The sequence below is a fragment of the Blautia sp. CGZ-1-C1 genome, from assembly GCF_056504575.1.
Genome location: NZ_JBWLUT010000003.1, coordinates 1 through 20,857, shown reverse-complemented (window position 1 = coordinate 20,857; position 20,857 = coordinate 1). Strand labels below are relative to the sequence as shown.

Sequence of the window (20,857 nt, the reverse complement as noted above, 5' to 3'; positions counted from 1 at the left end):
TACCTGAAAAAGATGAGAGAGTCAAAGGAGGAAAAAAGAGAATGATCAGTGTTGAAATGGAAGATGTTCTGGCGGTATTACAATTATGCAAACCGTATATTATCGGTATTATTGCTGCACTTGTAATTGGAATCGTAATTATGATCGCATGCCGCAGGATGTCCAGGGGCAAAAAATTTCTGATAAGAGGAGAAGCTGCGATTGCAATGGTTCTTGCAGTTGTTGTCTGCGTGAATATGATCTGTTTTGGACCAATGTCTACGTTGATTGGACTGGCAACGGGAAATGGAACTTTAAGCGATGAAACAAATGAAGAAGCTGCGGAAGTAGCAGAAGAAATTATGGAAGACGGAATTGTTCTTCTGAAGAATGAAAGCCTGCTTCCTTTAAATGAAACAAAAAAACTGAATATTTTTGGCTGGGAATCTATTAATCCGGCTTACGGAGGAGCTGGTTCCGGTGGAATTAATGATCTGTATGATATTGTCAGTCTGAATCAGGGACTTGAAAATGCCGGATTTTCTATTAACCAGGAACTGGTTGATTTTTATAACAATTATGGTGCAGATAATCCGGAAATGTCTATCCAGAAACAGAGCTGGACATTACCGGAGCCACCTGTAGATACTTACAGTGATGAGCTTATTAAAAGTGCGAAAGAGTATTCTGATGTGGCAGTTGTGGTTCTTTCCAGAAAAGCGGGTGAAGGTCATAATGATATTCCTATGGATGTAAGAAAAGCAGCATATGATAATAATTCAGATGAATATGATGATTTTCCTGAGGGAGAGCATTATTTACAGCTTTCACAAACTGAGAGAGATATGGTGGATATGGTTTGCTCAAATTTTGATAATGTGATTGTGGTTTATAATGGAGCAAATCAGTTTGAACTTGGTTTCGCAGATGAATATCCTCAGATTAAATCTGTTGTATGGTGCCCCGGAACGGGAAATGTGGGATTTAATGCACTTGGTAAAGTATTTTCAGGTGAAGTCAATCCTTCCGGAAAAACACCGGATACATTTATTTATGATATGACGACAGCTCCGTGGTGGAATAATGCAGAAAAAACGGAGTATACAAATCTGGCAGATATGGCCGTTGAAGGAATGAACGCAGGAACTGCGCAGGTGTATGCTCCGGCATTTACCAATTATGTGGAAGGTATTTATGTAGGATACAAGTACTATGAAACAGCTGCACAGGAAGGTGCGATTGATTACGATAAGACTGTACAGTATCCATTTGGATATGGTCTGAGTTATACGGAATTTGAACAGAAAATGGGTGAACTGGAGGAAAAAGACGGACAGATTTCTGTAGATGTAGAAGTAACCAACACAGGAGATGTTGCCGGAAAAGATGTAGTAGAAGTGTATTATAAACCGCCATATACAAATGGGGGAATTGAGAAATCTTCTGCAAATCTGATCGAGTTTGCAAAAACAGATCTGCTTCAGCCGGGAGAATCTCAGACCGTTACAGTTACATTCAGTATAGAAGATATGGCCTCTTATGATGAGAATAATGCAAAAGCGTATGTTCTTGAAAAAGGCGATTACGTGATCTCTATTAACAGTGATTCACACACTGTGCTGGATCAGAAAACTTATACTGCAGATGCTGATGTAGTATATAAGGGAGAAAATAAAAGAGCATCAGATGATACTGCAGCAACAAATGTATTTGAAGATGCAAAAGGAGATATAACATATCTGTCACGTGCGGATCATTTTGCAAATTATGAAGAGGCTACAGCAGCACCGGCATCTGCAGAGCTGGGTGAGCCATATGCTTCTGAATATCATCTGAACAGCAACTTTGATAAGACTACATATCTCAATGATGAGGATGTAATGCCGACAACGGGAGCAGATAATGGACTTACATTAGCTGATATGCGTGATGCTGATTATGACGATCCTCGTTGGGAAAAACTTCTGGATCAGCTTACTGTTGATGAAATGGCAAATATGATTGCAATGGCTGGTTATCAGACAGCAGCCATGGATTCTGTGGGAAAAGTGGCTACACTTGATTTCGATGGACCAGCAGCAATTAATAATAACTTTACAGGAGTTGGTTCTATTGGATTTCCAATTGAAGTTGTGGTTGCTTCCACATGGAATAAGGAACTTGCACAGGCCTGGGGTGAATGCATGGGCAAGATCAGTCAGGAAATGGGTGCAGAGGGCTGGTATGCACCAGGTATGAATACTCATAGAACCGCATTTGGAGCAAGAAACTATGAATACTTCTCAGAAGACGGAGTTCTTGCAGGAAATATGGGAGCAAAAGCAGTAGAAGGTGCAAGGAAATATGGAGTTTATTCTTATATCAAACATTTTGCCCTGTATGAAGGAAATGCAAAGATGGTAAGTGTCTGGTCAAATGAGCAGGCGATCCGGGAAATCTATCTGAAACCATTTGAAATTTCTGTAAAACAGGGCGGAGCAAATGCAGTTATGGTTTCCTGGAGCTTCCTTGGAGATAAATGGACTGGAGAATGCAGTAACCTTATGAATACAGTTCTCAGAGAGGAATGGGGATTCAGGGGAATGGCACTTACAGACTTCTTCCGAAACAATGGTCATGGATTTATGAATGCAGATGCAGCTTTGGCGAATGGAGTAGATGTAATGTTGTCCACATTCAACGGAGAAGAGAATAATGTAGCCAATCCGGAGCATCCGACATCTGTACTTCAGATGAGAAATGCCTGCAAAAATGTCATGTATACAGTTGTAAGCAGCTGGGCTTATGACGGAGAACACGAAGAAACAGGTATGGAAAACTGGAAAAAAGCAGGAATTGGTATCGACATTGTAATAGCACTTTTCATGGCAGGAATGGAAGTACTGGTAATCAGAGGATATAAGAAAAGAAAGAATGCTGAATAAAGATGAAAGTGGGATGGAAAACAGTTATGAAACAGCAAAAATTGGTTGAAAAGATGACAATAGAAGAAAAGGCAGCGATACTCAGTGGAAAAACTGTCTGGCAGACCAGAGAAATTGACAGGCTTTCCATCCCGTCCATCTTTCTTTCAGATGGACCGCATGGAATCAGAAAACAGGCAGGAGCAGGAGACCATCTGGGACTGAATGCATCCCTGAATGCAACTTGTTTTCCCACAGCAGCGACGATAGCAAACAGCTGGAATCAGGATCTGGGGGAAGAGATTGGACAGGCTCTTGGAGAGGAAGCTGCAAGTATGGATGTAAATATCCTGCTTGGTCCTGGATTAAATATTAAAAGAAGCCCATTATGTGGAAGAAATTTTGAATATTTTTCAGAAGATCCATATCTTTCCGGTAAGATGGCGGCGTCATATATTCGTGGAATACAGAGTAAGGGCGTTTATGCCTGCCCGAAGCATCTGGCGGTTAACAGTCAGGAACTTCGGAGAATGGCAATGGACGCAGTTGTTGATGAACGGACATTAAGAGAAATTTATCTGACCGGTTTTGAGATAGCTGTTAAAGAAGGACACGCAAAAGCAATCATGAGCAGTTACAACCAGATTAATGGGATTTATGCTAATGAGGACAAACATCTTTTGACAGATATCTTGCGCAAAGAATGGGGATTTGATGGAATTGTAGTAACAGACTGGGGCGGAAGCAATGACCATGTGAAAGGTGTTGCTGCCGGCTCAAATCTGGAGATGCCGTCCTGTGGGTACGATTCTGCAAGAGAAGTGATTGCTGCTGTCCAAAATGGAAAGCTGAAGGAAGCAGATTTGGATGAAAGAGTTGGAGAACTGGTGGATGCAGTGATGGAACTGACATCAGGGAAGAAGCTTTCAGATAAAAACTTTGACAGAAATGCACATCATCAACTGGCAAGGAAAGCAGCAGCAGAAAGCATGATTCTTCTGAAAAATGAAAAACAGATTCTTCCGCTGGATACAAAAAAATCCATCGCTGTTATTGGAGATTTTGCTTTTTCACCCAGATATCAGGGGGCAGGATCTTCTATGGTCAATCCAACAAAAGTAGAAGATATGTCATCGATTTTGCAACAATATGATCTGAATATTTTGGGGATGACAAGAGGCTATCAGAGAAATGGAGATGTAGATGAGAATGATAGAAAGTTTGCACTAAATTTGTCTATGAACGCGGATATTGTGATTTTCTGCTTTGGTCTTGATGAAATCAGTGAATCAGAAGGACTGGACAGAACCCATATGCGTATTCCGCAGGACCAGATCGATCTTCTGCAGGATATCAGTAAAGTGAATGAAAATATTATTGGAATACTGAGTGCAGGATCTGCGATAGAAATGCCATGGCACACCTGTTGTAAAGCGATTTTGCATGGCTATCTGAATGGACAGGCAGGCGCTTCTGCAACATTGGATATTCTGACCGGAAAAGTGAATCCATCAGGAAGACTGGCAGAAACATATCCCATCTCTTATGAACAGACACCGGCATTCCGATATTATCCAAGCAATGAGAAAACATCGGAATACCGCGAGAGTGTTTATGTGGGATATCGCTATTATGATACTTCAAAAGTCCGGGTGCAATATCCATTTGGCTTTGGGCTTTCCTATACGGAATTTACATATTCTGATCTTATCATAGAAGAGGATGGAATCAAAGTTTCGGTTACTAATACAGGTGACAGAGACGGAGCTGAGGTTGTTCAGATGTATGTAGGACTTCCTAATGCAATCGTATTCCGACCGGAAAAAGAACTGAAAGGTTTTGCAAAAGTTTATCTAAAGGCAGGAGAAAGCAGACAGCTCAGGATTCCGTTTGATGATAAGACATTCCGTTATTGGAATATAAAAACGGGACAGTGGGAAATAGAAACAGGAACTTATCAGATTATGGTAGGAGCCAGTGTTGCAGATATTCGTTTAACAGGTACGACTGAGAGAACAGGAAATAGTAAAGGGTATCCGTATAATCCGGCAAAAATGCCTTATTATTATACAGGAATTGTGCAGAAAATATCAGATGAGGAATTTCGTGGACTTCTTGGCCATGAGATACCGAACGGGAGATGGAGTGGAAACCTGGAAATCAATGATGCAATCTGTCAGATGTATTATGCAAAAAGCCGACTTGCAAGACTGATATATAGATGTCTCACAAAAATGAAAAAGAAGAGTGAGGCACAGGGAAAGCCAGATCTTAATATTCTTTTTATTTACAATATGCCGTTCCGGGGGATTGCCAAGATGACCGGCGGGGCAGTCAGTATGGAAATGGTATATGGAATTGTCGATGCTGTGAATGGTCACTTTATGCTTGGAGTAAAAAAAGTAGTTGGCGGATATTTCAGAAACAGAAGAAATAATAAGAAATATGAAAAATTATTAAAAGAAGCCGGAGGGAAGTGCAGATGAATCGTATAAAAAATATATGGAAATGTTTTGAAGAGAAACATTCTGCTATTGCAAAATGGCTTTATCAGATATTCTATTTTGTTATATTCAGTATGGGCGTGACAGTATTCCAGTATCTTGTATTTACATTTTTACCAGGGATTTTGGGAATTGGTCTGGCTGGTACAGAATTTATGTGGCCAAAGGTTTCCATGAATCTGTTTGGAGTAAAATTTACATGGAGTTTGCTAGGGTATAATGTATTGCGTGATGCAACGGGGAATATATTGATCGGTGGTGGACTTGGCTATTTTATCAGTTATGAATTGGGGTCATTTCTTGCACAGTGTATCAATTTTCCACTTCAGAGAAATATTACTTTTAAAAGCCGTGGAAATCCTGTATATCAGGCAATCTGGTATTTTGTTGCATGGGTGGTAATTTCACTGATTTGTAATGGATTTAATAATCTGTGGATGCCAGTTGCATCTGCATATGTGGCACCGGCAGTCTATAACATGCTTGTGACAATTATTACAGGTGGAGTTTCCATGGTGATTTTTTTCTTTGTGTTTAAAATTATTTTCCCAGAGGGGAAGGCTGAATAGAAGAAAATAGCAAGATGTTAGAAACTGGTAGTCAATCGGATATGATTTGGAACATCATAAAATCAACAAGGATAAAGGTAAAAAAATATGAATAAAAGACAAAAAATTCTGATTGTAGATGATTCAAAACCGGTGTTTATGAAAGAGGATCTACTTCCCGTTATGGGAGATAATCAAATGATTCAGGATCTGCCCTCGGCATTTATCCAGGTTTTGGAGGAACAGAACGCATGGAAAAAATAATGGAAAAGAATATTCTGATCCGGGATATAGAAACAAAAAATATCATGACTAAATCCAGTCTTCCGGTAGGGGGATATTCTGTCAATCCTTATGTAGGATGTACCCACGGCTGCAAATACTGCTATGCCTCTTTTATGAAACGGTTCACCGGGCATACCGAATCGTGGGGAACATTTCTGGATATAAAACACTGGCCGGCAATTAAAAACCCGAGAAAATATAAAGGCCAACGGGTAGTGATTGGTTCCGTGACAGATGGGTATCTGCCCCAGGAAAAGGAGATAAGAAATACCCGCAGGATTTTAGAACAGTTAAAAAATAGCGGTGCAGAAATCCTTATCTGTACGAAATCGGATCTTGTACTCCGGGATATTGACTTGCTAAAAGAAATGGGAAAAGTCACTGTCTCATGGTCGATCAACACATTAGATGAAAAATTTCAGGCAGACATGGATCAAGCTGTCAGCATCAGCCGCAGACTTGAGGCAATGAAGCAGGTATACGAAGCCGGAATACGCACGGTTTGTTTCATTTCCCCAGTATTTCCGGGCATCACAGATTTTGAAAAGATTTTTGAACGTGTGAAAGATCAGTGTGACCTGGTATGGTTAGAAAATCTAAATCTCCGCGGTGGTTTCAAACAGGAGATCCTGGATTATATTCAGAAATGTTATCCCCACCTTGTTACCCTGTATGATGAAATCTATCGCAAGGGAGATCGAAGCTATTTTCGGGCATTGGAAAACCAGGCAGCACAGATGTCCCAAAAATACGACTGTCCTTTTGTAGACAACGAACTGCCTTATGGCCGCGCAGAGCCAGGCCATCCTGTAATCGTGGACTATTTCTATCATGAAGAAGTACGGGGATCGGAAAATACAGGGCGGCGCAAAAAATGATTGAATAAGTTGAGATGTAAAAGAGGTGCCTCAAGAGACTGAAACAACTCATAGTTTTCCATGAATGTTACAGTCTCTTTATTATTATCAGTATACTCCACACTCTGGGTTGGTATCAATATCAAGATGAAGCAAAGGCTTTTCTCCCTCCACTGCCCGGTATATATCCAGCATAGTAATTTCATCTGCAGGTTTGGTAAGACAGGCGTTTGCCTGGCCTTGGGTATTGGAGATAAGGCTTGCATTTTTCAGCACGGCCATCAGCTGCCGGATATAGGCAGGATTTGTTTTTACACTTTTTGCAATCTGGGCACTGGTCAGATGCTCTTTTTCTTCTTGTAATTTATATTTTAACATGGTACAGTTTTGATGTAATTTTAATAATAACAATAAAAGAAAGGAAAGTCAACAATGCAGCCAATGAAAAATATTGTTTTTGAAAATGCATATCAAAAAAATGCCCGGACCTTATTAGATAAACTTAATTCTGCTGAAGCCATTCTGGTAGGAGCAGCAGCCGGCATGTCCGCTTCCTGTGGCTATAATTTTTTCTATCAGAATGATGCGATATTTCAGAAATATCTGGGGGATTTCCATAAAAAATATGGATTTACCGGAGCCTTTAACGGATTTTACTATCATTATCCTTCCCCGGAAGCTCACTGGGCATTTCTTGTACGTATGGGCTATATGGAATATGAGTGTCCTACAGGACAGCCTTACTACGATCTCATGGAACTCCTTGAGGGTAAAAACTATCATATTATGACCACCAATCAGGACTTCCAGTTTACCCGTGTGGTGTCCGAAGAAAAATTAAGCGCCATCCAGGGTGATTCCCGCTATTATCAGTGCAGCCGCCGATGTCATGACCAGATTTATTACAACAAGGATATGGTCTATGCCATGAATGCAGCTATTGACGAGAATCTGTGTATCCCCGCCAAAATGATCCCCCGCTGTCCCAAATGCGGAGCCCAGATGGAGCCCTGGGTACGGGGATATACATTTCTGGAAGGTGCCAAGTATAAAGACGAATACCGGAAGATCAACGAATTTCTGGAAAAGAATAAAGAGAAGAAGATCCTTTTTCTGGAGTTGGGCGTAGGACGAATGACCCCTATGTTTATCCAGGAACCTTTCTGGAATCTCACATACTCCCTGCCTAAGGCGTTTTACATTACCATTAATCCAAAGGACGCCATTCTTCCCAGAGAAATAGAACAGAAGGGGCTGGCTATCAGAGAAGACATTGCCCTGGTGCTGCAGGAGGCAGTGAGGGTAAAGAAAGAGGAAAACAAGGAGCATGGAGAAGCATAGTCACAAAGACATCCCTGGAACAGCAATGGGCCTACTATACAAAATATATTTACAGTATGTGGCATCTGCCTACAGGTCAGCTATATCTGGCTCTTAAGGCTGTACTTGCCGGAAAAGATTAGAGAGATGACACCGGGGGTGATCAGACTGCCTTTCTGGGACATGACGGCCCGTAACAGCCAGGTGTTTTACGTCTGTCTGAACCAGGAAGCCTCTTCTGCTCCGGAACATTTAAAAAAGGGAGAAGTCTTTACCTGCAAGGCAATCTGGCAGATATATTAAAAGCACTTCGGATACAGTTGGAAAAGGAGAAATAACATTATGGAAGAAAACTTCAGAAATATTTATAAAGCTATCCAGGAAGCAGACGCTCTTCTCATCGGCGCCAGTAACGGATTATCTATTTCAGAAGGATACAATATTTTTGCAGATGATCACTGGTTTCAGAAAGATTTCGGAGATTTCCGCAGCAGATACGGGATCAGAAACATACTGCAGGGATTATTCTTTCAGTATCCTACAGAAGAATCTAAATGGGCATTTTTCAGCAGACTGATCAGCCGGAAATGTTATCTGGAACAGCCCGGTCCTGTAATGGAGAATCTGTATCGTCTGGTTGGTTCCAAAGATTATTTTATTGTGACCTCCAATGGCGAGGACCATTTCGTGCCTGTAGGATTTGACAGGGATAAAGTCTTTGAGATGGAAGGCCGTCTCACCCAGTCCCGGTGCCAGAATGGATGCGGAACAGATCCTTACGAAAACCAGAATGAAATTCTCAAAATGGCGAAAGCTGAAAAAAACGGACAGATCCCCTCAGAACTGGTCCCCTGCTGTTCCTGCTGTGGAGGGCCAGTTACGGTCAATATGGCAAACAGCAATGCATTCTTTCAGACCGAACAGTTCCAAAAGAAAATGCAAGACTATCAGAACTTTATTAAGAAATATCATGGTAAAAGACTAGCGATCCTGGAATTGGGCGTGGGATGGCGAAACCGTATGATCAAAGAGCCTTTCATGAGCCTTGCTGCTTCTGAACCTGAAGCAGTTTATATCACCTTCAATAAAGGAGAAGTCTATATTCCTTCAGCAATTGCCGGAAAGTCGATCGGGGTAGATGGAGATATTGGGGAAGCGCTGAAAGAAATATGTCTGGCAAGAGAGAACCTATAGGGTTGTTTATATATTTCTATTTAGACAATTAATTTTTCTGAATGGACAATGCAAAAAAGACACTGAAAACCGTAGAAATATTGGATTTTCAGTGCCTTTTCTATTAGTTAAAGAGAAAAAATATAATAAATTTAAGTTTTGCTAAGTTTCGCTAAATTCTATTCGTTTGAGCATCGCCATTGCTTTGAAGGTTCACGTTTTCCACAATCATTACAAGTCTGCGGCCAGTTGATTTTCCATTCAAAATACTCATCTCTGGTAATTTTACCAGATTTCAGTTCTTCTTTTCTAAGAGTCCATTCTTTCAAAAAATCATTAAGAATCCCATAATTAAACCACATGCCAACAGGTGGATGAGCAGGCCAACTATCGGAATTGTGGTAGCGTATAGAGGTATCGTCACTGGAATTTGATTTTTCGCCTGGATAAGTCTCTGATTGAAAGAGATTGATCATACCGGGATTAAATTCATCAATCCAGAACAAAATTTCCATCAGTTCAGAAGCATTCATTGTAGTTGGTTTCGTATTGAGCAAGGCGATTTGCACCTTTATCGCCCCAGCCGAGGACTGCACCGAGTTCTGCCTGTGTCATATTCCGGAATGTCCGGATTTTTTTTATTTTATCACCAATTGTCATATCAGATTTCCTACTTTCTATTTGATAAAAGATTTGTCGTAAAAATGTGGTCAAATCAAGAAAATTGAGTGCGAAAGCAAGTGAAAAATCCCTGTGAAGTAGTGGATACGCCATGCACAGCTCGGGAAAGATTTCCCTCGCTGTAGGGCTGTCGCCCTATAAAATAGCAAAAAAAGACGTCCTTGCAAGTAAACTTGCAGGGCGTTTTTTTCACCATTTTGCATGGCTCGTAGCGTTAACAAATTCTTCACAAAATAATTAGCACTCAACGCTTGACAGTGCTAACAACATGTGTTATATTACATGCAGAACAAAGAAAACAACATATTTCTCCTTTGGGAGAGATATTTCTCATATAAGAGGAGGGTTAGCCTATGAATATCAGTAAATTTACACAGAAATCCGTACAGGCTGTCCAGGATCTGGAGAAGGTTGCTTATCAGTTTGGCAACCAGGAGATTGAAGAGGAGCATCTTTTATATGCTCTGTTGGAACAGGAAGACAGCCTGATTCTTAAACTGATCGAGAAGATGGAGATAGATAAAGATTATTTCAGAAATTCTCTGAATCAGGCACTAGATGCTAAGGTTAAGGTATCCGGCGGTGAACTTCGTTTCGGACAGTATCTGAACAAGGCTCTGGTCAGTGCAGAGGATGAAGCCAAGGCAATGGGAGATGAATATGTCTCTGTAGAGCATCTCTTCCTTGCTTTATTAAGATATCCAAGTCCAAGCATGAAGAAGCTGTTTCAGGAATTTGGTATTACTAAGGAACGTTTCCTGCAGGCACTTTCTACAGTACGAGGCAATCAGCGTGTAGTCAGTGACAATCCGGAAGCTACTTATGATACTTTGAATAAATATGGTGAGGATTTAGTCGAAAAGGCACGTAACCAGAAGCTGGATCCTGTGATCGGACGTGATGAGGAAATCCGTAATATCATCAGAATCCTTTCCCGTAAGACCAAGAATAATCCTGTACTTATCGGTGAGCCTGGTGTAGGTAAGACTGCAGCAATCGAAGGTCTTGCTCAGAGGATTGTGGCAGAGGATGTGCCGGAAGGTCTGAAGGATAAGAAGATTTTTGCCCTAGACATGGGTGCTCTGGTAGCAGGTGCCAAATACAGAGGTGAGTTTGAGGAACGTCTGAAAGCAGTCCTTGAAGAAGTAAAGAAGAGTGAAGGAAACATTATTCTTTTCATTGATGAGTTACATCTGATCGTTGGTGCAGGTAAGACAGACGGAGCTATGGATGCCAGCAATATGCTGAAACCTATGCTTGCCAGAGGTGAGCTTCACTGTATCGGTGCCACAACTCTGGATGAGTACCGTCAGTATATTGAGAAAGATGCCGCTCTGGAACGTCGTTTCCAGCCTGTTATGGTAGATGAACCTACAGTGGAGGATACCATTTCCATCCTTCGTGGTCTGAAGGAGAGATATGAGGTCTTCCATGGTGTTAAGATCACAGACAGTGCGCTGGTTGCAGCAGCTACACTTTCACATAGATATATCACAGACCGTTTTCTTCCTGATAAGGCCATTGACCTGGTGGATGAGGCCTGTGCCCTGATTAAGACAGAGTTGGATTCCATGCCTTCAGAGCTGGATGAACAGCGCCGTAAGATCATGCAGCTGGAGATTGAGGAATCTGCACTGAAGAAAGAGACAGATAATCTGAGTAAGGAACGTCTGGAAGCACTTCAGAAGGAGCTGGCAGAGCTTCGTGATACCTTTAATACACAGAAAGCACAGTGGGATAATGAGAAGCATTCTGTAGAGAAATTACAGAAGCTTCGTGAGCAGATTGAGGATGTGAATAAGCAGATTCAGAAAGCAAAACAGAACTATGATCTGGAGAAGGCTGCACAGTTACAGTACGGCGAACTTCCGAAATTACAGCAACAGCTGGAAATCGAAGAAAAGAGTGTCAAAGAAAGTGACAGAAGTCTGGTACATGAGGCAGTTACTGATGATGAGATTGCAAGGATCATTTCCAGATGGACCGGTATTCCTGTAACAAGACTGACAGAAGGCGAGAGAGCGAAACTCCTTACTCTGGAAGATCAGCTTCATAAGAGAGTTGTAGGCCAGGATGAAGGTGTGAAGAGGGTTACAGATGCGATCCTTCGTTCCAAAGCCGGCATCAAGGATCCGACCAAACCTATCGGTTCTTTCCTGTTCCTTGGTCCTACAGGTGTAGGTAAGACAGAGCTTGCCAAGACTTTAGCAGAGAATCTGTTTGATGATGAGCAGAATATGGTCAGAATTGATATGAGTGAGTACATGGAGAAGTATTCTGTATCCAGACTGATCGGAGCGCCTCCGGGATATGTAGGATATGAGGAGGGCGGTCAGCTTACTGAGGCAGTCCGCCGTAAACCATATAGTGTTGTACTTTTCGATGAGATTGAGAAAGCACATCCGGATGTGTTTAACGTACTGTTGCAGGTACTGGATGATGGCCGTATCACAGATTCTCAGGGACGTACAGTTGACTTTAAGAATACAATTCTTATCATGACCTCCAACATCGGTTCTCCGTATCTGTTGGATGGTATTGATGAGAATGGTGAGATCAAACCTGAGGCACAGAGTCAGGTTATGGATGACCTGAGAGGTCATTTCCGTCCGGAATTTCTGAACCGTCTGGATGAAATAATTATGTTTAAGCCCTTGACAAAATCTAATATTGGTAAGATAGTAGATTTGATGGTCAGCGAGCTTGACAAACGTCTTGCAGACCAGGAACTTTCCCTGGAACTGACAGAAGCAGCCAAGGATCAGGTTATCGAGAATGGCTATGACCCGGTATATGGTGCACGTCCGCTGAAACGTTATCTGCAGAAATATGTGGAGACTCTTGCGGCACGAAAGATTTTGTCCGGAGATGTTCACGCAGGTGATACTCTGGTGCTTGATGTTCAGAATGGGGAATTCATTGTTACGGTAAAGGACGGAAACTAAATGATACCCAAAGATCCAATGATTCTGCTGAGTTATGTGAATACTCAGCTCAGGGATTACTATGATTCCCTGGAAGCACTCTGTACATGCAGAGGATTGAAGAAAGACGAACTGGTGGCGAAGATGCATTCCATCGACTATGAGTATGATGAGGCAACCAATCAGTTCATATAAGAAATATGCGAAATGCTCTCTGACAGCGGGAATTGCTGTCGGGGAGCATTTTTCGTGTTATAGGAAATATGTCGCTGAAGCGACCCGTCGCAGGCGGAGAATCCTGCAAGCAGGATTCTTTCTTATATAAGAAAGTTTACTGCGCTAATTGCGAAAAAAGTAATAAACTGTGGAGCTGTTATTGGGTTATGTGTTTCAAAATCAGTACAATTTTAAAAAATATATAAGACGGAGTGGAAAATAGCTGAAAAACAGATTATCTTGTTAAAAAATAAACGAAATTTATCAGATAATATGTTAAAAATGCATAAAAAAATAGGAAATAAAGTATAAATATTCAATATCCCTACAATTGATTTTTGCATGCTGTATGATATAATTGCATCTGTAAAAAATCGAATGCATTTATAATAGGAAGAAACACCTGTTTCAAGTCGAACCATTTTTCTGACTGCTATATCTGCATTGAGCGAAAAAATAAAATATGGAGGTGGCAGTTTTGAAAAAGTTGGTGACCGTACTGGGTGCTTTTTTTGCAGTTCTTCTGGCTTGTCCGTTGAGTGTATTTGCGGCAGAGGGCAGTAAAGCACCATCTACAGTACCTGTATGGCTTTGCATTCCCTTTGCAGGGCTTTTGTTATGTATTGCAGTGATGCCTCTGGTAAAAGCGGAGTGGTGGGAGTCTCATCAGCCACTGGTTGTTGCCTTATGGATCATTCTGATGGTCGTTCCATTTGCTTTCGTTTATGGAGCCGGAAAGACTGCAGAGACAGTTCTGGACTGTATTGTGAATGATTATCTTACATTCATCATTCTGTTATTCGGCCTGTTCTGCGTATCAGGTAATATTACCATGGAGGGTGATTTCGCAGGTTCCCCCCGTGTTAATGTAGGTCTGCTTGCACTGGGAACCCTTCTGGCAAGCTGTATCGGCACTACGGGTGCCAGTATGCTGATGGTACGTCCGGTAATTAAAATGAATTCATGGAGAAAGAGAAAAGGACATATTATGATCTTCTTTATCTTCATGGTTTCCAATATGGGTGGATGTCTTACCCCGATCGGAGATCCGCCGCTGTTAATGGGATTTATGCGAGGCGTTCCATTCTTCTGGAGTCTGCATCTGTTCCCTGTGTTGATCTTTAATATGGTCATTTTGCTGTTTGTATTTTATCAGATTGATAAACGTTCCTACAGAAAGGATATTGCAAATGGACGTAAACCGGATATCCGTAAACCGGGTACTCAGTTCCGTCTGGATGGACTGCACAATATTATCTTTCTTGTGATGATCGTTGGCGCGGTAATCTTAAGCGGTGTACTTCCGGGAATGTCCGCATTTCAGGATGCTGCAGGCAATGTAAGAGGCATTCATCTTTTTGGAGAAGTAACCCTGACATTCCCGGCACTGATTGAAATTGTAATCATATTGCTTGCTGCTTTTCTTTCCTTTAAGACAACAGATAAGCAGATTCGTATCAGAAACCATTTTACCTGGGGTGCGATCCAGGAGGTTGCGGTTTTATTCATCGGTATTTTTATCACCATGCAGCCCGCATTGATGCTTCTAAAAGCTGTAGGACCGAATCTGGGAGTTACTGAACCGGCAGAGATGTTCTGGGCAACCGGTGCGCTTTCCAGTTTCCTGGATAACACACCTACTTATCTGGTATTCCTTACAACAGCAGGAACGCTGGCATTTACCAATGGAATCACAACTACACTGGGAACTGTACCTACCAAGATTCTGTCTGCCATTTCCTGTGGTGCAGTATTCATGGGTGCCAACACTTATATCGGAAATGCCCCGAACTTTATGGTAAAGGCAATCTCTGATGAGAATGGTGTGAAGATGCCGTCATTCTTCGGATATATGCTGTGGTCTGTTGCATTTCTGGTTCCGGTGTTTATTATCGATATGTTTGTATTCTTTTTATAAGGAGGGAGGATCATTATGCAGGATAATCAGGAAAAATGTAAAGAACTTGCAATACGCATTTATAACCTGGATGAAGAAGTTTATAAATGTGTGGGTTCCTCTCTGGGACGTACATTTACAGGACAGAAAGAAACAACTATCCGTCATCTGGCAGCACTGATGTATACCAAGCCGGACGGACATCTGCTCAGAAGTGAGCTGGCGCTGATCAGTAATATGGCCCGTACTATCAGGGATAAGAGCGAGAGAAGACGCCTTATGATAGAGTATGACAGTATTCTGAAAGAGATCGAAAGTCTTCCGGATACATTTGGACAGACAGATATTGTAGATAAAGAGCGTATCAGTCTGAATAATCTGATCGTAAGACGCCAGAACGAGATTTCAGAGAATGACCATCTGATCATCTGTATCAGTCGTACACAGGGAAGTGGCGGTAATGATATCGGATTTGAACTGGCAGATCAGCTTCAGATCAACTATTATGATGCAGAGATCTTTGATCAGGTTATGAAGCGTCTGCAGGCAGACAAAAATGCAGTCAGTGATACTGGTAATTTTGAAGGATTTGATAAAATACAGAAAGAAAAAACACACAGATCTGAAAACCTGGTTCAGGGAATTCAATCGTTATCATGGACTTCCGAAGCAGGACGCAGTATTTTTCAATATGAGTGATCTGATCTGTGAACTGGCAAAGAGTGAAGACTGCGTGATCATGGGACGTTGCGCAGATGCGATTCTTAAGAATAATCATATTCCTCATATCAGTCTGTTTATCAGTGCTCCCTTCCAGGTTCGTGTGCAGCATGTTATGGATATCCGTAATATGAATCTGAAGCAGGCAGTACGTTTTCTGAAGCAGATGGATAAGCAGCATAAGAAATATTATGAATTTTATACCGGTGAGAAATGGGGAAAACCGGAGAACTATGATTTGTGTATCAACAGTGCCAACTATGGACTGAAGGATACCATTGAGCTGATCCAAAGAATGTTGGATCAGAAGGTTCACTAAAATTAAAAATGATGGTTGGATAAAAAATAAGCTCTGTGGATAGAAGTTTTGATCCACGGAGCTTATTTTTCTTTTTTATTTCCAGTTGAATGTGAACATTCCATAAACATAGATAAAGGCAATCATAATCGGAAGTACAAACCGGAAGAGCGGTTTCATCCAGCTCTGTACCTTTAAGCCCTTACCTGTATTGGCCTCTCTGATAAAGTTATCCCATCCCCATCCGAATTTATTACAGCAGAAAAGTGCAAGGATGAGAGAGCCAAGGGGTAAAATATTGTTGGAAACAATGAAATCCCAGAAATCAAGCCAGGTAGTTCCTTCGGCAAATGGTTGGAAGTGGAATACGCTGAAACCAAGGGCTGTGGTAAGTGCCAGAAGAAAGACACCTGTGCCGCAGACCACGCTGCCTTTTGGACGGGACCAGCCGGTAAGCTCACGGATCATTGCCAGGATATTCTCGCACACACCCAGGACAGTTGACATAGCTGCAAATACCATGAACAGGAAGAATAAGGAACCCCAGATGCGACCTCCGGACATGTTGTTAAAAACTGCTGCCATTGTATCAAACAGAAGGCTTGGACCTGCATTTACTTCCAGATCAAAGGTGAAGCATGCAGGGAAAATAATAACTCCTGCCAGAAAAGCAACCAGTGTGTCCAGTGTGATCACATGGATAGCTTCCCCCATCAGAGAATGTTCTTTACCAATATAGCTGCCAAAGATAGCCATGCCACCCATACCTGTAGACAAAGTAAAGAATGCCTGGTTCATTGCTCCTACGATCACCGAACCATCAATCTTTGAGAAATCCGGTTTCAGATAAAAGGTCATTCCCTCACCAGCGCCTTTCAGAAAAAAACTGTGCACAGCGAGAGCAAGCATCAGCACCAGCAGTGCAGACATCATATATTTTGTCACACGCTCCAGTCCTCCCTGAAGATTGAAGGAAAGGATGAAAAATGCAATGACTACAGTGACCAGTAAGAAGAATACATTCACAGAGGGAGAGGAGATCATGGCTGAAAATCCCAGTGAACCATTTTTACCTCTGAGAAACTGTACAAAATAATAAATGATCCAGCCGCAGACAACAGTGTAAAATGCCATCAGGGCAATGTTGCCAAGCAGACAGAACCAGCCGAAAATCCCCCATTTCTGTCCTGGCTTTTCCAGCTTACGGTACATGAAAAGGGGACTTGTCTGAGCCGCTCTTCCGATGGAAAATTCCAACACAAGAGCCGGGATTCCCAGGATGACCAGACACAGAAGATAGATCAGCATAAAGCTGCCGCCGCCATTTTGCCCGCACATCCACGGGAATTTCCACACATTTCCGCAGCCAATGGCGCAGCCGGCGGAAAGCATAATGAAGCCAAGCCGGCTTCCAAGCTGTTCACGTTTCATAAGATAACGCTCCCTTCAGAAGTTCATATAAGGGATATTATAAGATAAAAAACAATATTTGTAAAATTGATTGTTTTGTTGTATATTATTGAAAATATCGTTTATATAAGGAAAATAACGCTTCTGTGTTTCGATGGGAAACATTGAAAAAAATATGGGAAAGGAACGAGAAATGGATACAAATGTGTTAAAAACTTTTATTGCAGTATGTGAATATTCCGGATTTTCGGCTGCTGCAAAAGAACTGGGATATACACAGTCTACAGTTTCTTCACAGATTAAACAACTGGAAAAGGAACTTGGTGTCAGGCTGTTTGACCGTTATTATCATAAAATCAATCTTACAGAAAAGGGAGTTTTAGTTTTGCAGCAGGCTCGAAACATTCTGAAGTCACAGGCGAAAATGCTTGATTCGCTGAATTCGGCTGAAAGCATTGAAGGCGAGATCCGGTTGTCTATGTCCAGTTCTGTCTGCAGCAGATATTTTAAAAATGATTTTCTGCGTTTTCATCATCAGTATCCGGAAATAAAAGTGGAGATAACAGAAAACGGTACAGAGCAGATGTTTGATAAATTGCGGAAGAACGAAACAGATCTGGTTTTTACTCTGGACAGGCATATTTATGATTCGGATTTTATTATTTGCGCGGAACAGGAAGAACAGGTTCATTTTATTGCAGCGGCTGACAATTCTGTTACAGACTGCTCATGGAAATTAAGTGAAATCTCTCAGAATGAGTTTGTGTTAACAGAACAAGCCATGAGTTACAGAAAAATACTGAATGAAATCCTTGCATCCCAATCACTGGAAATCCGTCCGGTTCTTGAAATCGGAAATCCGCTCCAGATATGTGAACTGGTAAAAAACAGCAGCCTGCTTTCCTTCCTTCCGGATTTCATTTCGGAGAAATATGTGAAAGACGGACAGATTAAAAGACTGGATGTTGCCGGCTGCCCGGTAACTGTATGGACACAGCTGCTGCTTCATAAAAATAAATGGCGGTCTCCGGCAATTAATGTGTTTATAGAATTTTATAAAGAAGTCATGCAGAGATAGAAAGAAATATAAAATATTAGCCGGACAAAATAAAATTGAAGTTTACAAATTAGAAATATCAAAGTTAAATCTAAAATAATTATAAACTGCACAAAAAACACTTGCATTTTTTGTCTAAAAGTATATTATATATGATTAGTCAGGCTAATCAAAAAACAATGTCAGACCTGAAAGAGGACAGAGGCCGGAAGGGAGTGAAGTTATGTGGTGCCCGGAAGAGGAGAAGAATGAGAAAGAGAAACGAGAAGAGAAGAGCATGCCTGCGCTTTTTATGGAGATCAACCGCCAATATGGTATGAGATGTATGCAGCGTATACGGGAAATTGGTATCCAGCAGGGACAGATGCCGATCATTATGATCGTATACAGAAATAACGGCTGCAGCCAGAAGAAAATCGCAGAATGTATGGGTGTAACGCCGCCCACTGTAAATGTAAGTATCCAGCGTCTGGAGAAAGCGAGACATTGTCTGCAGGAGACGTGATGATAAAGACCAGCGCATCATGCGTGTATATCTGACAGAAAACGGAAAAAAAATCGTGGAGGAGCTCCAACAGGAAAGTAAAGCTGTGGAGAAAGTGATGTTCAGCAACTTCAGCGAAGCGGAGCTATGTCTTTTACGAAGGTTTTTTGGGCAGATTCTGGATAATATTTCGGAGACACCTGTCAACAGGTAGAAACTGAAAAATACATGATGGAGCAGATTGAGAAAACTGTATCAGCATGTTCAGATAAAAATATTGTCTGTGAAAGAACTGACCTATGAGTTTGACACAGACATACATTAAAAATAGGAAAAGAGGGAATCAAGCAATGATTAAACTGATGAAATATCTGAAGAAATCAGCGGGATACATTGTCCTGATCATAGCACTTCTGTTTCTGCAGGCGTACTGTGATCTTTCCCTGCCGGATTATACCTCCAAGATCATTAATGTAGGTATCCAGCAGAAAGGTATTGAAGACAGTGTGCCGGATAAGCTTCGGGATTCAACCTTGCAGAATCTTCAGATTTTTATGGATGAGGATCAGAAAAAGGAAGTTTCACAGAATTATACACAGAAAGATGATACCTGGGTATTAAATGATGATATTTCCAAAGAAACCAGAGAGAATTTAAATGAGGATTTCTCCAAGGCAATGATGATGGTATCTGCCTTTTCCGAAGACAGTGAGCAGGGGCAGGCAATGGTTGCACAGATGGGTCTTCCAGAGGGAACAGATCCACTGACAGCACTGGCGCAGATGCCGGAAGAAGCAGTACAGCAGATCATGAGTCAGGTGGATGAGAAGCTGAAAGATATGCCGGAGTCTATTGTGACACAGGCTGGTGTTTCCTTTGTTGTTTCAGAATATGAAGCACTGGGAACAGATGTGGATGCCATCCAGATGCGTTACATCCTGATGTCAGGTATCAGAATGCTTGTTATGGCATTGGTAATCATGCTGGCAGCCATCAGTGTTACATTTATTTCAGCCAGAGTGGCAGGCAGACTTGGTCATGACCTGAGAAACAGCATTTACCGCAAGGTTATGAGTTTCTCCAGCAGAGAATATCACAAATTCTCCACAGCATCCCTGATCACCCGAAGCACCAATGATGTGCAGCAAGTACAGCAGGTTATGGCAATGATGTTCCGTATTGTTCTGTACGCACCAATCCTTGGTATTGGTGGCGTGATCAAGGTATTGAATACAGATTCTTCTATGACATGGATCCTTGGGGTGGCAGTTGCACTGATCCTGGTTGTGATCTTTGTGCTGTTCCAGGTGGCAATGCCCAAATTCACTATCCTGCAGACCCTGATCGACAGACTGAATCTGGTATCCCGTGAGATCCTTACAGGTATTCCTGTTATCCGTGCATTCAGCCGTGAGAAACATGAGGAAGAGCGCTTCGAGAAGGCAAACCTGGATCTGACAAAAACAAACCTGTTTGTCAACAGATGTATGACTTTTATGATGCCCATTATGATGCTGATCATGAACGGAGTATCTGTACTCATTATTTACAGTGGTGCCCATGCCGTAGACAACGGAACCATGCAGGTTGGTAATGTTATG

Annotated in this window: 16 protein-coding genes and 2 pseudogenes; 15 read left to right on the top strand and 3 right to left on the bottom strand. The window is 41.7% G+C overall.

The features are described from left to right. Positions 1-41 precede the first annotated feature (41 nt). From AC058W_RS00145 to AC058W_RS00125, 5 genes are all read left to right on the top strand, one after another. Positions 42-2,903 carry a glycoside hydrolase family 3 C-terminal domain-containing protein gene (locus AC058W_RS00145; RefSeq protein WP_349826184.1) on the top strand — a complete coding sequence of 954 codons (2,862 nt, stop codon included), beginning with the start codon at positions 42-44 and terminating at the stop codon, positions 2,901-2,903. A 26-nt stretch (positions 2,904-2,929) separates the two neighbouring features. Beyond that, entirely contained in the window at positions 2,930-5,368 is a 2,439-nt protein-coding gene (locus AC058W_RS00140) for a glycoside hydrolase family 3 C-terminal domain-containing protein (RefSeq protein WP_182430620.1), read from the top strand. Further along, positions 5,365-5,955 carry a hypothetical protein gene (locus AC058W_RS00135; protein WP_117676335.1) on the top strand — a complete coding sequence of 197 codons (591 nt, stop codon included), beginning with the start codon at positions 5,365-5,367 and terminating at the stop codon, positions 5,953-5,955. The genes AC058W_RS00140 and AC058W_RS00135 overlap by 4 nt, the downstream gene beginning before the upstream one ends. A gap of 87 nt (positions 5,956-6,042) precedes the next feature. After that, on the top strand, positions 6,043-6,198 hold the full coding sequence (locus AC058W_RS00130; RefSeq protein WP_243166609.1) for a hypothetical protein: 156 nt from the start codon (positions 6,043-6,045) through the stop codon (positions 6,196-6,198). Then, entirely contained in the window at positions 6,186-7,097 is a 912-nt protein-coding gene (locus AC058W_RS00125) for a radical SAM mobile pair protein B (RefSeq protein WP_019162581.1), read from the top strand. Before AC058W_RS00130 ends, AC058W_RS00125 begins: the two co-directional genes overlap by 13 nt. An 87-nt stretch (positions 7,098-7,184) precedes the next feature. On the opposite strand, the gene AC058W_RS00120 is transcribed toward AC058W_RS00125, so the two are convergent. Beyond that, a complete protein-coding gene (locus tag AC058W_RS00120; protein WP_019162580.1) occupies positions 7,185-7,454 on the bottom strand; it encodes an Rrf2 family transcriptional regulator in 270 nt (89 codons plus the stop codon). 54 nt (positions 7,455-7,508) lie between these two features. Between AC058W_RS00120 and AC058W_RS00115 the strand changes: the two genes are divergently transcribed. The 3 genes from AC058W_RS00115 (at position 7,509) to AC058W_RS00105 (ending at position 9,590) form a co-directional block, all read left to right on the top strand. Next, positions 7,509-8,417 carry an SIR2 family NAD-dependent protein deacylase gene (locus tag AC058W_RS00115; RefSeq protein ID WP_479389508.1) on the top strand — a complete coding sequence of 303 codons (909 nt, stop codon included), beginning with the start codon at positions 7,509-7,511 and terminating at the stop codon, positions 8,415-8,417. Between the two features lie 105 nt (positions 8,418-8,522). After that, positions 8,523-8,699, top strand: a complete 177-nt coding sequence (locus tag AC058W_RS00110) for a hypothetical protein (RefSeq protein ID WP_479389507.1) — start codon at positions 8,523-8,525, stop codon at positions 8,697-8,699. Between the two features lie 39 nt (positions 8,700-8,738). Further along, the gene (locus tag AC058W_RS00105; protein ID WP_118411592.1) at positions 8,739-9,590 is read left to right on the top strand and encodes an SIR2 family NAD-dependent protein deacylase; all 852 of its coding nucleotides are present in this window, start codon (positions 8,739-8,741) and stop codon (positions 9,588-9,590) included. A 158-nt stretch (positions 9,591-9,748) separates the two neighbouring features. On the opposite strand, the pseudogene AC058W_RS00100 reads toward AC058W_RS00105, so the two are convergent. Further along, a pseudogene (locus AC058W_RS00100) lies at positions 9,749-10,229 on the bottom strand (helix-turn-helix domain-containing protein). A gap of 374 nt (positions 10,230-10,603) precedes the next feature. Here AC058W_RS00100 and clpB point away from each other — a divergent pair. From clpB to AC058W_RS00080, 4 genes and pseudogenes are all read left to right on the top strand, one after another. Further along, a complete protein-coding gene (clpB, locus tag AC058W_RS00095) occupies positions 10,604-13,195 on the top strand; it encodes an ATP-dependent chaperone ClpB (protein ID WP_479389506.1) in 2,592 nt (863 codons plus the stop codon). Continuing rightward, entirely contained in the window at positions 13,196-13,369 is a 174-nt protein-coding gene (locus AC058W_RS00090; protein WP_008706656.1) for a DUF4250 domain-containing protein, read from the top strand. It begins immediately after the preceding gene. A gap of 499 nt (positions 13,370-13,868) precedes the next feature. Further along, positions 13,869-15,308 carry a sodium:proton antiporter gene (locus AC058W_RS00085; RefSeq protein WP_019162557.1) on the top strand — a complete coding sequence of 480 codons (1,440 nt, stop codon included), beginning with the start codon at positions 13,869-13,871 and terminating at the stop codon, positions 15,306-15,308. A 15-nt stretch (positions 15,309-15,323) separates the two neighbouring features. Then, positions 15,324-16,326: pseudogene (locus AC058W_RS00080) on the top strand (cytidylate kinase-like family protein). 75 nt (positions 16,327-16,401) lie between these two features. Here the strand turns inward: AC058W_RS00080 and AC058W_RS00075 are convergent. Continuing rightward, positions 16,402-17,736 carry a sodium-dependent transporter gene (locus AC058W_RS00075; protein WP_118247141.1) on the bottom strand — a complete coding sequence of 445 codons (1,335 nt, stop codon included), beginning with the start codon at positions 17,734-17,736 and terminating at the stop codon, positions 16,402-16,404. A gap of 154 nt (positions 17,737-17,890) precedes the next feature. On the opposite strand from AC058W_RS00075, the gene AC058W_RS00070 reads away from it, so the two are divergent. The 3 genes from AC058W_RS00070 to AC058W_RS00060 form a co-directional block, all read left to right on the top strand. Continuing rightward, positions 17,891-18,793, top strand: coding sequence for a LysR family transcriptional regulator (locus AC058W_RS00070; RefSeq protein ID WP_243009369.1), 903 nt, complete (start codon positions 17,891-17,893; stop codon positions 18,791-18,793). Positions 18,794-18,995: 202 nt separating this feature from the next. Beyond that, complete coding sequence (locus AC058W_RS00065; protein ID WP_479389505.1) at positions 18,996-19,277, top strand: MarR family winged helix-turn-helix transcriptional regulator; 282 nt, start codon at positions 18,996-18,998, stop codon at positions 19,275-19,277. Positions 19,278-19,606: 329 nt separating this feature from the next. After that, the coding region (locus tag AC058W_RS00060) for an ABC transporter permease (RefSeq protein WP_479389504.1) at positions 19,607-20,857 on the top strand (1,251 nt) is incomplete at its 3' end.

Bases quoted from the DNA above. Each gene is read 5' to 3' on its own strand.
- AC058W_RS00145 (WP_349826184.1), top strand. From the start codon at position 42: ATGATCAGTGTTGAAATGGAAGATGTTCTGGCGGTATTACAATTATGC.
- AC058W_RS00140 (WP_182430620.1), top strand. From the start codon at position 2,930: ATGAAACAGCAAAAATTGGTTGAAAAGATGACAATAGAAGAAAAGGCA.
- AC058W_RS00135 (WP_117676335.1), top strand. From the start codon at position 5,365: ATGAATCGTATAAAAAATATATGGAAATGTTTTGAAGAGAAACATTCT.
- AC058W_RS00130 (WP_243166609.1), top strand. From the start codon at position 6,043: ATGAATAAAAGACAAAAAATTCTGATTGTAGATGATTCAAAACCGGTG.
- AC058W_RS00125 (WP_019162581.1), top strand. From the start codon at position 6,186: ATGGAAAAAATAATGGAAAAGAATATTCTGATCCGGGATATAGAAACA.
- AC058W_RS00120 (WP_019162580.1), bottom strand. From the start codon at position 7,454: ATGTTAAAATATAAATTACAAGAAGAAAAAGAGCATCTGACCAGTGCC.
- AC058W_RS00115 (WP_479389508.1), top strand. From the start codon at position 7,509: ATGCAGCCAATGAAAAATATTGTTTTTGAAAATGCATATCAAAAAAAT.
- AC058W_RS00105 (WP_118411592.1), top strand. From the start codon at position 8,739: ATGGAAGAAAACTTCAGAAATATTTATAAAGCTATCCAGGAAGCAGAC.
- clpB (WP_479389506.1), top strand. From the start codon at position 10,604: ATGAATATCAGTAAATTTACACAGAAATCCGTACAGGCTGTCCAGGAT.
- AC058W_RS00090 (WP_008706656.1), top strand. From the start codon at position 13,196: ATGATACCCAAAGATCCAATGATTCTGCTGAGTTATGTGAATACTCAG.
- AC058W_RS00075 (WP_118247141.1), bottom strand. From the start codon at position 17,736: ATGAAACGTGAACAGCTTGGAAGCCGGCTTGGCTTCATTATGCTTTCC.
- AC058W_RS00070 (WP_243009369.1), top strand. From the start codon at position 17,891: ATGGGAAAGGAACGAGAAATGGATACAAATGTGTTAAAAACTTTTATT.
- AC058W_RS00065 (WP_479389505.1), top strand. From the start codon at position 18,996: ATGTGGTGCCCGGAAGAGGAGAAGAATGAGAAAGAGAAACGAGAAGAG.